This is a genomic window from Rhodococcus sp. IEGM 1409 (genome assembly GCF_030056735.1).
Taxonomy (GTDB): domain Bacteria; phylum Actinomycetota; class Actinomycetes; order Mycobacteriales; family Mycobacteriaceae; genus Rhodococcus_F.
This window is the reverse complement of sequence record NZ_JASHKN010000003.1, coordinates 38107-52503: the sequence shown is the minus strand read 5'-3', so window position 1 is coordinate 52503 and position 14397 is coordinate 38107. Positions and strand designations below refer to the sequence as shown.

At 63.0% G+C, this 14397-nt stretch carries 14 protein-coding genes and 3 tRNA genes; 11 read left to right on the top strand and 6 right to left on the bottom strand.

Going from position 1 to position 14397, the window contains the following annotated elements; all coding sequences use genetic code 11:
* The first annotated feature begins 14 nt into the window (after positions 1-14).
* From cmrA to lysA, 3 genes are all read left to right on the top strand, one after another.
* Positions 15-818 (top strand): mycolate reductase, encoded by an 804-nt coding sequence (cmrA, locus tag QM716_RS10100; RefSeq protein ID WP_283304031.1) that lies wholly within the window; start codon positions 15-17, stop codon positions 816-818.
* A 162-nt stretch (positions 819-980) separates the two neighbouring features.
* Positions 981-1418: a hypothetical protein gene (locus QM716_RS10095; protein WP_283304030.1), complete on the top strand. Its 438-nt coding sequence runs from the start codon at positions 981-983 to the stop codon at positions 1416-1418.
* A gap of 150 nt (positions 1419-1568) precedes the next feature.
* A complete protein-coding gene (lysA, locus tag QM716_RS10090; RefSeq protein WP_283304029.1) occupies positions 1569-2912 on the top strand; it encodes a diaminopimelate decarboxylase in 1344 nt (447 codons plus the stop codon).
* Positions 2913-2931: 19 nt separating this feature from the next.
* On the opposite strand, the gene QM716_RS10085 is transcribed toward lysA, so the two are convergent.
* Complete coding sequence (locus tag QM716_RS10085; RefSeq protein ID WP_283304028.1) at positions 2932-4671, bottom strand: helicase HerA-like domain-containing protein; 1740 nt, start codon at positions 4669-4671, stop codon at positions 2932-2934.
* 120 nt (positions 4672-4791) lie between these two features.
* Between QM716_RS10085 and orn the strand changes: the two genes are divergently transcribed.
* A complete protein-coding gene (gene orn, locus QM716_RS10080; RefSeq protein WP_283304027.1) occupies positions 4792-5391 on the top strand; it encodes an oligoribonuclease in 600 nt (199 codons plus the stop codon).
* Between the two features lie 84 nt (positions 5392-5475).
* Positions 5476-5548, top strand: a tRNA-His gene (locus tag QM716_RS10075).
* 258 nt (positions 5549-5806) lie between these two features.
* Here the strand turns inward: QM716_RS10075 and QM716_RS10070 are convergent.
* Positions 5807-6217, bottom strand: coding sequence for a MerR family transcriptional regulator (locus QM716_RS10070; RefSeq protein WP_283304026.1), 411 nt, complete (start codon positions 6215-6217; stop codon positions 5807-5809).
* Between the two features lie 56 nt (positions 6218-6273).
* Between QM716_RS10070 and QM716_RS10065 the strand changes: the two genes are divergently transcribed.
* On the top strand, positions 6274-7236 hold the full coding sequence (locus tag QM716_RS10065; RefSeq protein WP_283304025.1) for an oxidoreductase: 963 nt from the start codon (positions 6274-6276) through the stop codon (positions 7234-7236).
* A gap of 132 nt (positions 7237-7368) precedes the next feature.
* Here the strand turns inward: QM716_RS10065 and QM716_RS10060 are convergent, their stop codons facing one another.
* The gene (locus tag QM716_RS10060) at positions 7369-8604 is read right to left on the bottom strand and encodes a L,D-transpeptidase (protein WP_283304024.1); all 1236 of its coding nucleotides are present in this window, start codon (positions 8602-8604) and stop codon (positions 7369-7371) included.
* Positions 8605-8906: 302 nt separating this feature from the next.
* Between QM716_RS10060 and QM716_RS10055 the strand changes: the two genes are divergently transcribed.
* The 3 genes from QM716_RS10055 (at position 8907) to QM716_RS10045 (ending at position 10687) form a co-directional block, all read left to right on the top strand.
* A tRNA-Lys gene (locus QM716_RS10055) sits at positions 8907-8979 on the top strand.
* Between the two features lie 111 nt (positions 8980-9090).
* Positions 9091-10521 carry an amidase gene (locus tag QM716_RS10050; RefSeq protein ID WP_283304023.1) on the top strand — a complete coding sequence of 477 codons (1431 nt, stop codon included), beginning with the start codon at positions 9091-9093 and terminating at the stop codon, positions 10519-10521.
* Between the two features lie 93 nt (positions 10522-10614).
* A tRNA-Lys gene (locus tag QM716_RS10045) sits at positions 10615-10687 on the top strand.
* A gap of 68 nt (positions 10688-10755) precedes the next feature.
* On the opposite strand, the gene QM716_RS10040 is transcribed toward QM716_RS10045, so the two are convergent.
* Complete coding sequence (locus QM716_RS10040; protein ID WP_003945299.1) at positions 10756-10977, bottom strand: DUF3618 domain-containing protein; 222 nt, start codon at positions 10975-10977, stop codon at positions 10756-10758.
* 144 nt (positions 10978-11121) lie between these two features.
* Here QM716_RS10040 and bcp point away from each other — a divergent pair, with 144 nt between their 5' ends.
* A complete protein-coding gene (gene bcp, locus QM716_RS10035) occupies positions 11122-11595 on the top strand; it encodes a thioredoxin-dependent thiol peroxidase (protein ID WP_283304022.1) in 474 nt (157 codons plus the stop codon).
* On the opposite strand, the gene QM716_RS10030 is transcribed toward bcp, so the two are convergent.
* The gene (locus tag QM716_RS10030) at positions 11592-12941 is read right to left on the bottom strand and encodes a dipeptidase (protein WP_283304021.1); all 1350 of its coding nucleotides are present in this window, start codon (positions 12939-12941) and stop codon (positions 11592-11594) included. The two genes, bcp and QM716_RS10030, sit on opposite strands and share 4 nt — an antisense overlap.
* Before the next feature lie 290 nt (positions 12942-13231).
* On the opposite strand from QM716_RS10030, the gene QM716_RS10025 reads away from it, so the two are divergent.
* Positions 13232-13933: a TetR family transcriptional regulator gene (locus QM716_RS10025; protein WP_003945379.1), complete on the top strand. Its 702-nt coding sequence runs from the start codon at positions 13232-13234 to the stop codon at positions 13931-13933.
* 58 nt (positions 13934-13991) lie between these two features.
* Here QM716_RS10025 and acpS read toward each other — a convergent pair whose 3' ends face one another.
* The gene (gene acpS / locus QM716_RS10020) at positions 13992-14390 is read right to left on the bottom strand and encodes a holo-ACP synthase AcpS (protein WP_283304020.1); all 399 of its coding nucleotides are present in this window, start codon (positions 14388-14390) and stop codon (positions 13992-13994) included.
* Positions 14391-14397: the final 7 nt, after the last annotated feature.

The window sequence follows — 14397 nt, the reverse complement described above, 5'->3', positions numbered from 1 at the left end:
TACGCTGACTGATCGTGAGCCTGCCGACACCCACAACCACAGCCCGCGCCGTCGTGACCGGCGCCTCCTCCGGCATCGGAGAGGCACTGGCCGCTGATCTGGCATCACGCGGACACTCCCTGATCCTCGTCGCCCGTCGCGGCGAGGTCATGGAGGTCCTCGCCGAGAACCTTCGCGCCGCACACGGCGTCGAGGTGGAAGTCCGTGCATCGGACCTCTCCGACAGCGCGGCGCGTGCCGTTCTCGTCGAGGAACTCGGTGGGCGCGACATCAGCATCCTGTGCAACAACGCCGGGATCGCCACCTTCGGCCCGATCGCCGAGCTGGACCCGGCATACGAGCGCGACCAGGTCGAGCTCAACGCCGTCGCGGTGCACGACCTCACCCTGGCCGTGCTGCCCGGCATGCTCGCCCGCAAGTCCGGAGCGATCCTGATGGTCGGTTCCGCGGCCGGCAACATGCCGATCCCCAACAACGCGACGTACGCCGCCACGAAGGCGTTCGTGAACACGTTCGCGGAATCGTTGCGTGGTGAACTCAAGGGAACCGGGGTGAACGTCACCCTCCTCGCTCCGGGCCCCGTACGCACCGAAACTCCGGACCCGGCCGAAGCGTCCATCGTCGACAAGCTCGTTCCGGACTTCTTCTGGATCTCGAGCGAGTACACCGCCAAGGTCTCGCTCGACGGCCTGGCCGAGAACAAGATGCGCGTCGTACCAGGCATCTTGAGCAAGGCGATGTCTGTCGCCGGCGGTTACAGCCCCCGCGCTGTCGTTGCGCCCATCGTGGGCACGTTCTACAAGAAGCTCGGCGGCTGATTCACGCAAACTTCTCAGAGCAGACCGTATAGTCGGTTAATGGCGATGCGAAGAACACTGGCAGTAGGGGCAATCCTTCTTTTGACCGGAGGGTTGCCCTTACTGCTGCCCACGACAGCGTATGCGTGCTCGTGCGCTTCTTTTGAGTCCCCGGAAGAAGCCGTGAGCGTCGCCAGCACTGTCTTTCTCGGCACTCCGACGGAGAAATCCTCGGAGGGGTTCGCGGACATCTATCTGTTCGACGTCAGCCGTGTCTACAAGGGTGATCTCGCGTCGGTGACGTCGGTAGGAACACTCGCCGACGGGAACGGTTGTGGCACAAGCTACGTACTCGGCACCGAGCGCCTGATGTTCGTTTCAGCGCCGTACGACGTCGACGCCGAGCACGAGGGGTACGGCTGCGAGCCTTACACCGGGACCGACTTCGACGTCCAAGCAGCGGTCGAGTCCGTGTACGGCGCCGGTTACGCCCCGCGCGCCGGCGGAGTTCCATCCGTTGGTGTGTCCGTCGACAGATCGACGGTCATCGGCGGAACCGTAGCGGTGGCATTACTCGCGGCGCTCGGTTGGTTCGGATGGAAGCGGCGAGGTGCACAGTGAGTCGACGGGCACAGAGTCGAGGCCGTCAGGGCCGCGTCAACCTCGTTCGGCGGCGCGTCAAGTAAGCGTCAAGACCCGCCCCACCGGTGGTCTTCGGGAGTAGATCTGAAAGTAGCCCGCAACACGGCGGGTCACCTTCAGGAGATCGACGTGACGCTACTCGAAATCTTCCCCTCCCTACGTGGCGCAATGACCCCTCGTATGGATCCTGCGTTATGGCCCATCAGCACTCGCCACGATCACAGCGGTCGTGTCTGCATCGGCGACGTCTCCCTCGAAGAGATCGCGGACCAGTACGGCACTCCGACGTACGTCGTCGACGAGGCGGACGTGCGGCACCGCTGCCGCACGTATCGAGAGATCTTCCCCGACTCGGAGATCGTGTACGCCGGCAAGGCGCTGATGATCCGTGCGATGGCCACCTGGGTCTCCGACGAGGGCCTCGGGGTAGACGTCTGTTCCTCCGGTGAACTTGCCATTGCTCTGGCCGCGGGCGTGGACCCGAAGCGAATCATCCTGCACGGCAACGCCAAATCGGTTGCCGAACTGAGAGCAGCAGTCAACGCCGGTGTCGGCCGAATTGCCCTCGACTCCCCCAGCGAAGCGGTACGCCTGGCGTCGGTATGCACCCGTCCGCAGAAGGTACTGATCAGAGTCACACCCGGCATCGACATACACGGACACAAGGCAGTGTCCACCGGCATCTTGGACCAAAAGTTCGGCTTACCAGCTTTTTCCGAAGAACTGGAACGTACGGTGTCCGTGGTCGCCACCGCGACGCACCTGCAACTCATCGGCCTGCATTGCCATCTCGGCTCCCAGATCACCGATCCCGAACTCTTCCGCCCCGCGATCGAGACGATGATCGCGCAGATGGACGACATTCGACGCGCACACCGAATCATCCTCACCGAGCTCCATCTCGGCGGTGGCCACGGGATCGCGTACCTGCCGGGGGATGCCCAACTGGATCTGACCCGCCTCGCTCACGTCATCGACGACACTCTCGACGACGCCTGCACCCGAAACCGCTTCCCTCGCCCCGAAATCGTGCTCGAACCTGGCAGAGCGATCGCTGCGCGCGCCGGAGTCACGCTCTATCGCGTACAGAACATCAAATCGATCAGCGGCGGACGAACCTTCGTTTCCGTCGACGGCGGGATGAGCGACAATCCTCGAGTGTCCTTGTACGACAGCCACTACGACGTCGAACTGGTGAACCGACATTCGAGCGCACCGCTCCAGGAGGTCACGGTCGCCGGGCGGCACTGCGAATCGGGGGACGAAATCGCCGTCGGCGCCAAGCTTCCCGCCGACCTGCACGAAGGCGATCTGCTGGCAGTGCCGTGTACGGGTGCCTATCACCACAGCATGGCCTCTACCTACAACAGCGTCGGCCGGCCACCGGTCGTCGCTGTGCTCGGCGGGATCGCGCGGCCGTTGATCAGACGCGAATCGATCAACGACTTATTGACCCGCGAGGTCGGCATCTGACCTCGCGGGCGTCGAACCCTCAGCGCTTGCGGCGGCTACCGGTACCGAAGATATTTCGCGAAATCTCCCGTCCCGCAGCCGAAGCCGCGGAGCGCAGGAAACTCTTGACGGCCGAGTTGCCCAAGATCTGCTCGGCAATGTTGGGGCCCTCCGGTTCGGCCGGCGGCGGTGGCGGCAGGTCGGGTAGCGACGGAAGATCCAGGGACTGATCCGCCGTCGGAGCACCGGAAACCTTCTCCGTCAACTTCTCGTACGCCGACTCGCGGTCGATCGTCTGGCCGTACTTCTGATTGAGGGGACTCGACGAGGCGGCCGCCTTGATCGCGTCGTTTCCGATCGTGTCCATCAGCGACCTCGGAGGACGAATCTTGGTCCAGGCCACCGGCGTCGGCGCACCCTTTTCCGAGAGCACGGTCACGATCGCTTCGCCGATGCCCAGTGAAGTCAGCGCCTTCTCCAAGTCGTAGTGCTCGGTCTTGGGGTAGGTGCGGACAGTCTTGTTGAGTGCCTTCTGGTCGTCGGGCGTGAATGCACGCAGAGCGTGCTGGACGCGCGCCCCCAACTGCGACAGAACCGAATTGGGAATGTCGGTCGGAAGCTGCGTGCAGAAGAACACGCCGACGCCCTTCGAGCGAATCAGCTTGACCGTCTGTTCGACCTGCTGCAGGAAGGCCTTCGACGCGTCCGCGAACAGAAGGTGCGCCTCGTCGAAGATGAACACGAGCTTCGGCTTGTCCAGATCCCCCTCTTCGGGCAGCGTCTGGAACAGATCCGCGAGCACCCACATCAGGAAGGTGGAGAACATCGCCGGACGCGCCGCCTGGGCACCGAGTTCGAACAGCGTGATCACACCGGCACCACCGACGACCCGCAGTAGGTCCTCGGTTTCGAGTTCCGGTTCGCCGAAGAAGGTGTCACCGCCGTCGGCTTCGAGGTTGACCAACGCGCGCAGAATCACTCCCGCCGTCGCCGAGGAAACCCCGCCGATACCCTTCAGATCCGCCTTGCCCTCAGCGCTCGTCAGGTGGGCGATGACCGAACGCAGATCCTTGAGGTCCAGCAGGGCGAGGCCTTGAGTGTCAGCCCAGTGGAAGATCAGTCCGAGTGTTGATTCCTGGGTCTCGTTGAGGCCCAACACTTTACTCAGCAGGATAGGCCCGAAGCTGGTGATCGTTGCGCGCACCGGGATACCGATTCCGTCGGTACCCAACGACAAGAACTCGACCGGCATCCCAGCAGGAGTCCACGAATTGTCGCCCGTCTCGACTGCGCGAGCCTTCATCTTTTCGCTCGGTTCCCCCGCCTTCGACAGCCCCGAGAGGTCGCCCTTGACGTCGGCCATCACGACCGGCACACCCGCGGCGGACAGCTGCTCGGCGATGCCCTGCAACGTCTTGGTCTTCCCGGTACCCGTCGCACCGGCGATCAGGCCGTGACGGTTGATCGTCGCCAACGGAATCCGCACCCGCGCGGAGGGATCTGCCACTCCGTCGATCACCACCGAGCCGAGCTCGAGTGCCCGCCCCTCGGATGAGTAGCCCGCCGCGATTTCAGCTGCAGCACCCGACGGCGCCAGGGCGGTGGGGGTGGCTCCTGTAGATGCTTCGGCCTCAGCGGCAGCCGCTTCCTTCTCTGCTTCCTCAGCTGCTGCGGCAGCTTCAGCTGCAACTCGAGCGGCTTCGGCAGCTGCGGCCTTTGCAGCTTTGGCCTTCTCCGCCGGCGTCAGCGGCGCGGCTCCGTCCTTCGGATCCACGGTCATCGAAAAGCCCTCCTCGTTGCAATGCGGCGAAGTTCTTGTCATCACCCGAACGCCGTCTTACACACGTCGAGTTTCCACCGCAGACCTTATCCCGCGCCCGCGCGCACTACTGTGTTCCTGGTGCAGGACAAATTGGTATGGATCGATTGTGAAATGACCGGGCTGCGACTCGAGTCGGACAAACTCATCGAGATTGCGGCTCTGGTGACCGACAGCGACTTGAACATCTTGGGCGAGGGTGTGGACATCGTCATCCACACCGACGACGACGCACTGGCTGCAATGCCCGACGTCGTGAAGAAGATGCATGCAAAGTCGGGACTGACCGAAGAGGTCCGAAAGTCGACGGTCACCCTCGCCGAGGCGGAGAAAGAGGTGCTCGCGTACATCCGCAAGCACGTTCCCGTCGCCGGTACGGCGCCCTTGGCAGGCAATTCCATCGCCACCGACCGTGGGTTCATCTCACGAGACATGACGGCGCTGGACACCTACCTGCACTACCGGATGATCGACGTCAGCTCCATCAAGGAGCTCTCCCGTCGCTGGTACCCGCGAATCTACTTCGGTCAGCCCGAAAAAGGTCTCGCCCACCGAGCGCTCGCCGACATCAAGGAATCCATCCGCGAACTCAAGTACTACCGAGGCACTGCATTCGTCGCGGCGCCCGGACCGTCGAGCGCAGAGATCGCAGCAGTCGTAGAGGGCTTGGGTCCCGCCTGACCTGCCGATTGGCTTCCTGACCGACTTTCGCGCTAGTATCTCTTTCGTCAAAGCAGCCGGGTCAAACCGGTGGCCGAGGCAATGGTGGGCGTAGTTCAGTTGGTAGAGCACCAGGTTGTGATCCTGGCTGTCGCGGGTTCGAGTCCCGTCGCTCACCCAAGCGGAACCCCCGAGAATGTCGAAAGACATTTTCGGGGGTTCTTTTGGTTTCTGCGCAAGCCCGAATGCCCGGGCACGTCTCGTCGGCTACCCCGCCTCCCCAGCCCACCCCTATCCGAGCGAACGTGCCTCTCGTCGCCTCCCCAACCCACCCCTATCCGAGCGAACGTACCTCTCGTCGCCTCAGATAGACCGAGAGGCACTTTCGCTTACCTGGGGGCAGCCGGGAAATCACCACAAATAACCCACCCGACGATCATTCGACTCGCGGGTCGGGCTCCCAGACTCCCGCTACGGTCCCCTCACACACGTGTCGCTCGTATGCCGAAACCTTGTCGTGAATGACGGTCAGGTTGTCCTGCATCGCAGAGATCCTGGATCGAATCAACTCCTCATGCGACTGTAAAAGTGAAAGCCGTTCCTTCTCGTTTCCTGGTCCTGACCTGACGAGTGCGGCGAATTCGCGGATCGTGGCGATCGGCATACCCGAGTCTCGGAAGCGATTGCACAGCTTCAACCAAGAGACATCACTTTCGGAGTACACCCGGCGCCCACCTGCCGAGCGGGCAACCTCGTGAACGAGCAACTCTTCGCGCTCGAAGTAGCGGAGAGAATCGATGCTGATACCGGTCTCGACGGCTACATCACCGATTAGAAGTTCGCGCATTGCCCGGCTACCTTTCCTTTGACCTGGAGTGCACTCCAGATTTTACGGTCGCGGCCATGAATTCCATCCAGCGCAAAATCAACACCGGATTTGGCCGAACCTCCACCGCCGACGACGTGCTTTCCGAATTAGATCTGACCGGCACCACCGCATTGGTCACTGGCGGGTACTCCGGACTCGGATTCGAGATTTCGCGGTCACTTTCGTCGGTCGGCGCGCGAGTTGTAGTTCTTGCCCGTCGACCGGAACAGGCACGGCGCGCGGTGGCAGACTTTCCGGGTATCGAAATACGAGGGTGCGACCTGTCGGACACGAGCAGTGTCAGATCGTGTGCGCGAGAAATTCTCGAATCCCGGATCAGACCGGACATCATCATCTGCAATGCGGGGATTATGGCCTGTCCGGAGGTCCGCGTCGGGTCTGACTGGGAATCACAGTTCGCGATCAATCACCTCGGGCACTTTGTACTGGTGAACCTGCTTGTGCCTGCCATGCCCGCAAACGGTTCTCGCGTGGTCGCTGTCTCGTCGGCGGGACATTTTCTGTCGGGAGTGCGTTGGGATGACTTACATTTCCGCAACGGTTACGACCGCTGGCTTGCGTACGGTCAAGCCAAGACTGCAAATGCCCTCTTCGCTGTACAGCTCGCGAACGCCGGTACTTCACGCGGAATCACTGCGTTCTCCGTCCATCCCGGGAGCATCCTCACTCCCCTACAACGTCACTTCTCCGCATCGGAGAAACACGAGCTCGGATGGACGACGTCGAAGGGTGACGCCATGCCGGGATTCAAGACTCCCGCCCAGGGCGCCGCTACAACGGTGTGGGCGGCGACGGCACCGATACTCGCCGATCACGCCGGCGCGTACCTCCAGGACTGCAACATCGCGGACGTCGCGCAGACCGATGACATGAGCGTCGGCGGCGTGAAGCCTTGGGCTACCGATCCCGCCGACGCAGACAGATTGTGGGCACTGTCCGCTGAGATGACCGGAGTGAACGCCTTCGATCGACGCTGACACCGAGCGAACGTACCTCTCGTCGCCTCAGATAGACCGAGAGGCACTTTCGCTCACAAAAGGAGGCAGATGCAGAATGCCCCCAACCGGACGGTCGGGGGCATTCTGACGTTCAGTGCTTCAGCGACGCGCTCAGACGTCCGCGTTGCCGGTCTTCCAGACACTCCACGGGATGTTCCAGTCGCCGAGGCCGTCGGTGCCGGAGAGCGTGCCACCGACGGTGTTCTTGACGACGACGATGTCCCCGCGCTTGGTGTTGTCGTAGACCCACTTGGCGTTGGACGGGCTCAGGTTGAGGCAGCCGTGACTGGTGTTGGAGTAGCCCTGCTGCCCGACCGACCACGGTGCCGAGTGGAAGAAGATGCCGCTGTAGGACATTCGGGTCGCCCAGTCGACGGGGGTCTTGTAACCCTGAGCGGAGGTGACCGGGACGCCGTAGGTGGACGAGTCCATGATCATGTTCGCGAAGCGGTCGCCGATGATGTAGACGCCGTTGTCGGTGGGAGTGCTGTCCTTGCCCATGGAGGTGGGCATGGTCATGACGGTTTCGCCATTGACCTGGAACGTGACCTGCTTGGTGTTGTCGTCTGCCGTGGCGATGACGGCGTCACCGATGGTGAAGGAACTCTTCGCGTCTTCCTGCCCGAAGACTCCCTTTCCGAGACTGCGCCCGTACACGTTGACGTTCACGTCGACCTTGGTGCCCGGTGCCCAGTAGTTCTCCGGACGCCAACGGACCTCACGATTGTTGACCCAGTAGAACGCACCTTCGACGGCCGGAGTCGTGGTGACGGTGATCGCGGCTTCGGCAGCCTTGCGATCCGGGATGTTCTCGTCGAACTGCACGGCGATGGGCTGACCGATGCCGACCACGTCGCCCTCGTTCGGCAAGACGTACGGCTTGGTGACGTTGCCGGGCGCGCTGGTGGTGAAGGACGTGACCGTCGTACTGGCGCCGCCCAATCCGTACGCACGGGCTTCGATCTTGTACTTGCGGTTGTATCCGAGCGGCTCGGTGGTCGTCCACGACGCACCGTCGGCGGTGATAGCGCCGGCAACTGCCTTGCCGTCCTGATTGACCATCGTCACGTCGGACAGGGCGCCGTCGGCGACGTTGATCTTGACCGGGTCACCCGGCGAGAAGCCGACAGCCCCGTCTGCGGCGGTCGAAGTGAGCTTCGGCTTGATGAGTTCGGTGAGCGGATTGGAATCGATCGGCGCCGACCCCTCCGTGCTGACGTCCTTGCCACCCGACGTGCACGCGGTCATCAGAACGAGCGCACCGAGTGACACCGCGAGAATCGCCGCGCCCTTCGACGCTCGACCGTTCCCCCCGCGCACGGACAGACCCCACCTTTGACGACTCATCGTTCGACTCCGCTTCACAATTTCTCCGACTAACTTCCGCGTCACATGCGAATCCCACTTACCGGAAGGCAAGTGGGACTTGCGGTATGACTGCGCTGCACCAATGATGCCAGGCGCGCTCGTTACCAACGGTCATGAAGGGCCACGCCGTCAGTAACGTTCAAGTATCAATCGCTCCGAACCGTCCGTTTTGTTACCGCTTCCGGCGGATTTCCTCCGATCGGACTACGGCAGTGAAGCCTCCACCTGGCGATTTGCTCCAGAACCGGCGATTCGGCTAATGTTCTGTCTCGCAAGAGCGAGCGCCTATAGCTCAGTTGGTAGAGCAAGTGACTCTTAATCACTGGGTCCGGGGTTCGAGTCCCTGTGGGCGCACTTGCAAAGGTCCCCACCTTCTTCGGAAGGTGGGGATTTTTCTTTGTGTCGTGGTGAACAGGTTGTGGTGAATAGACTTCACAGATATCGGAACCACGGCCTGGAGGACTGATGACTGAGCGCGGAACCACACCTGGCCGCGAGCTGGCATTTGCCGGGGTGGCGGTTCAGGCCGCTCTGATCCGGTCCGGAGAATTGTCCGCCCGCGAACTCACCGAGAACACGCTTCGTCGGATCGAACGCCTCGATTCGACGCTCAACGCCTTTGTGCGAGTTCTCGCAGACGAAGCGCTCGACGAGGCGATACGGCTCGATCAGCGCCAGGCCGACGGCCAAAGCCTGGGCTCACTGCACGGAGTCCCGATCGCGATCAAAGACGAGAACGACGTCGCCGGAACGCCGACGACTTACGGCGGTGCGGCAGCAACTCGCATCGCCTCCACTGACTCGGAGGTCGTTCGCCGTTTGCGCGAGGCGGGCGCGGTGATCGTCGGCAAGACGACGATGCCCGAGTTCGGCATCTGGCCCTTCACCGAGACTGCCGCAAACGGCTACACCAGAAACCCTTGGGACACTGGCGTATCCACCGGCGGATCGAGCGGAGGATCTGCGTCGGCCGTCGCCTCGGGAATGGTCGCGGCGGCGATTGGCGGCGACGGCGGCGGTTCCATCAGGTTGCCTTCGGCGTTCTGCGGGTTGTTCGGGCTCAAGCCGCAACGCGGCCGGGTGAGCACTGCGCCGAACCGAAATCTCTGGCGCGGACTCGGCACACTCGGCCCTCTCACTCGTTCCGTCGAGGACAGCGCGCTCGTGTACGACGCGATCGCCGGCACCACCGGGACCGACGACTACACAGCTGCGCCGCTCCGAACCAGCTTTGCCGAATCGGCCGAGTCGGCACCCGGGCCGCTCCGCATCGCGGTGTCCACCCGGAGTCCGGTCCGGGGCGTCCGCCCGTCCGCGGAGGTGATTGGCGCGGTGCGCTCCGTCGCAGAGATGTTGAGCGCGTTGGGACATCACGTCGAAGAGCACGATCCCGAGTACCCGGATGCAACTGCAGCATTTCTCCCCCAGGTGCTCGGCGGCGTCCGCGACGAGGCACTGCGCGTCGATCATCCGGCGCTCCTCGAGAAGCGCACGCGCGCACTCGCGTCCATCGGCCGGATAGCCGCCCCCGAGCGCGTCGGAAAATTCGCTTACCGCAAAGGTGAGCGAATTGCAGCGGCGGTCAACCAGGTCTTCGACACCTTCGACCTGGTCCTGATGCCGACGACGCCCGCCTTGCCACGCCCGATCGGACAGCTCGAAGGAACCGGCCTTCTGTCCGCAATCCGTAAGGCGTTGCCGATCGCAGCCTATTGTTCGATCTGGAATGTCTGCGGCAATCCGGCGGCCGCGGTACCCGCCGGATTCTCCGAAGGCGGGCTCCCCCTGAGCGTCCAACTGGTTGCGCGCAGCGGTGGCGAACCGGCGATTCTCGCCGTCGCACAGGAGTTGGAAAGCACCCTCCGCTGGCCGGATTCGCGCCCGCCACACTCGTGAATTTCGGAAGCGGTGTAACCATCGTCACCACGATGAACACGCGTTTTGCAAACTCCTGAGCCCGTCGGCTAATGTTCTGTCTCGCAAGAGCGAGCGCCTATAGCTCAGTTGGTAGAGCAAGTGACTCTTAATCACTGGGTCCGGGGTTCGAGTCCCTGTGGGCGCACTTGCAAGAAGGCCCCCACCTCACGAGGTGGGGGCCTTCTTCATGTTCTGTCTTCGAAAAAGCTCGGGTCAGCGAATGATCTTCCGGACCACGAGTAGTCCCACCACTGAACCGACTGCGATCAGCGCGTACTTCACGGCCGGCTCGTTGAGCTTGGCGAGCACCGTCTTCTTGGTGTTCTCGACCAGCCGCTTCGGGTTGGTGCGGACCGTCAGTTCGTCGAGTGTGCTCGCGAGCTGGTTACGCGCCTTCTCGATCTCGCGCTCGATGCTCTCGGTGTCCCTGGGCACGTGTCCTCCAACTTGTCTGTGTTCTGCTGCTCTGTGTGCGGTCTGCTGTGTGGACGCAGCGCGCCGACACTTCGCTCTACCGTAGAGGAGCAGAATGCCCTCGCGCCCACCTGCCGCGCAATTTGTCGACTAACCTCGATTCCCGTGACCGAGAACAGTAGATTGTCCGCCGGCGACGTCGCGCCGGATTTCACGCTCCCCGACGCCGACGGCAACGAGGTTTCGCTCCACGATTACCGCGGCCGCAAGGTCATCGTGTACTTCTACCCGGCGGCCAGCACCCCGGGATGCACCAAGCAGGCTTGCGACTTCCGCGACAGCCTCGTCGAACTGAACGGCGCCGGCCTCGAGGTCATCGGAATCTCACCGGACAAGCCCGCCAAACTCGCGAAGTTCCGCGATACCGAAGAACTGACCTTCCCGCTTCTCTCCGATCCCGAGAAGACGACGCTCGAAGCCTGGGGCGCGTTCGGTGAGAAGAAGATGTACGGCAAGACGGTCCAGGGCGTCATCCGCTCGACGTTCCTCGTCGACGCGGAAGGCAAGATCGAGGTGGCCCAGTACAACGTCCGGGCCACCGGCCACGTCGCCAAGCTACGACGCGATCTGTCGGTCTAACTCCCGTACCTGCTCAAGAACAGCGCCTCCGCGAAAGCGAGATTCTCGATCTCCGACGGGTCGACGCTTTCGTCAGGTGCATGAATGCGGCACTGCGGTTCCTCGACGCCGATCAACGCGATCTCCGCGTCGGGGAACTGCTCGGCCAGTGCACTGCACAGCGGTATCGATCCCCCTTGGCCGGCAAATCCCACTTCGCGGCCATAGGCATCGGTGAGCGCTGACTTCAGCTGCGCGAAACCAGCCCCGTCCGTCGAGGACGAGAACGGTGATCCCGTCGATTCCGGTACGACCTCGATGTGGACGCCCCACGGCGCCTCTGCCAGGAGGTGGTCGGTCAACAAGTTCTGGGCCTGCGCCGGATCCGTGCCGGGCGGGACGCGAAGATTCAGGCGTGCGGACGCGCGTGGCGTGATCGCCGCCGCCGAGCCCACGACCGGCGGGCAGTCGATACCCAGAATGGTCAACGCCGGACGAGCCCACACCTGCTCGGCGACCGAACCGGAACCGGTCAGCTGCACGCCGTCGAGTACTCCCGCATCGGAGCGGAACTGATCGTCGTCGTAGCTGACCCCGGCCCATTCCTGGTCGTTGGTCAAGCCTTCGACGGTGGTGTTTCCGGCGCCGTCGTGCAGCGTCGACAGAATCTGCACCAGCGCGGTGATCGCATCGGGCGCCGGTCCACCGAAGACACCGGAATGAATCTCACCCCCGAGCGTCGACACGTGGACCACCACGTTGGCGATCCCGCGTAGTGACGTCGTGATCGTCGGCTCCCCAACCTCGGTGTTGCCGGTATCGGCGATCAGGATCAGGTCTGCCGCGAAGAGTTCGGGCCGCTCCCGCACCAGATCCTCGAGACCGCCGGTGCCCATCTCCTCCGAACCCTCGGCGACGATCGTCAGATGCGCGCTCGGATCCACACCGGCAGCGGCAAGCGCTCGCAGCGCCGTCAGATGCATGACGACGTTGCCCTTGCAGTCGGAAGCACCTCGTCCGTACCACCGTCCGTCGCGCTCGGTGAGTGTGAAAGGCGGCGAGCCCCAGAGCTCTTCGTTTCCCGGCGGCTGAACGTCGTAGTGGCAGTACAGCAGAACGGTCGGAGCACCGCCCGGACCTGGTCGACGCCCGACGACGGCGGCCGAACCGTCGGAGGTCTCGATCGCCTCGATATCGGCGAAACCCTGTTCACGGAATGCCTCCAGGACCCAATGTGCCGCGGCCGCGCATTCTTCCGGCGGGTACTGCCGTGCATCGGCGACGGACTTCATTGCCACAAGTGCACTCAGATCTTCACGGGCACGCGGCATGAGTTCACGTACCGCGGTTCGCAGTTCTTCCGTCATCGTCTCCCTCTTCTCGGCATCGAATCTCGGTGTGCCCGAAGAATCTCAGTCTGCCCGAATCAGACGAATGGAGTCGGCAGGATCGCCGCTGCGCCACACCGCGCAGCAACCTCTTCGGCTACTGGACAGGTGGTCACCTAGTATCGAGTTGTGGCAACAGCATCGGGACTCGTGTGCGCGCACCTGCGCGGTGCGTTTCGACCGATCACGATCGCCGAAGTAGGTGGCCGATGACACCGGATAACGCACAAGTCCCAAATTCGACAGAAAACACCGATAGCCTGGAAGACGTGCAGCCCACGACTCGTCACCGCGCGCGGCGACGAGTCGACCCTGCGCTGGAAAACCCACAAAGCCTCGAAGAGCCGCAAGAACTACTGCCGCGCAAGCGTCCGACGCAAGAGCGCAGCCAGCGTAAGTTCGACGCCCTCCTGGCGGCGTCACGTGAACTCCTCACCGATGTCGGATTCGAATCGTTCACCTGTGAAGAAGTCGCGGCACGTGCTGACGTCCCGATTGGGACGCTCTACCAGTTCTTTGCGAACAAGTACGTCATCGTGTGCGAATTGAACCGCCAGGACCTCGTCGGGGTCCAGCACGAGCTTGCACAGTTCGGCGGCGAAGTGCCCTCGCTCGACTGGTTGCGGTTCTTGAACAGTTTCGTCGATCACATGGCCGGGCTGTGGACGTCTGATCCGTCGCGCCGCGAGGTCTGGCTGGCGATGCAGTCGACGCCGTCCACTCGGGCAACCGGCGTCATTCACGAGAAGCAGTTCGCCGAGACTGTCGCGAAAATGCTGGGCCCGTTGACGCCGCGTACGCGGCGAGATCGTCGCCTGATGATGGCGGAAGTCCTTGTCCACGTGGTGTATTCGATGCTCAATTTCTCGGTTCAGGACGGTCAGTCGCATGCCGACGCCGTCGCCGAACTGAAGAGGTTGATGATCGCGTATCTCCTCGTTGCCGAGAAGGAATCGCGCACGAAGGACTAGTCGAACGGCAAAGAGCCGGTCTCCCCTTGGGAGACCGGCTCTTTCGTATCCGGCGGTGTTACTCCGGTTCGGATTCGATGACCGCGAACGCGCCGGCAATGTCCCCGTCGTGAGTGAGTGAGATGTGGATCTTGACGCCGGTGAGGTGTTTGGCCACGTCACCGCGAAGCCGGATGCCGGGGCGACCCCAGGCGTCCGAGACGACTTCGATCTGATTGTGGATCATCTCCCCCAGCACCGGCGGGCTGGCGAAGAGAGCAGTTGACCAAGCCTTGATCACTGCTTCCTTCGCTGCCCACCGCGCCGCGAAGTGTCGTGCCGGTTCGGAGCTCCGGGTAGCGGCGTCTCGACGCTCGCCCGGTGTGAAGTTGTCGAGCATTGCCGTTCCCGGCCTGTTCAATTGCTCGGCGAACTCCGACACCGTCACGAGGTCGAAGCCGATACCCAGAACTCCCATACCGTGA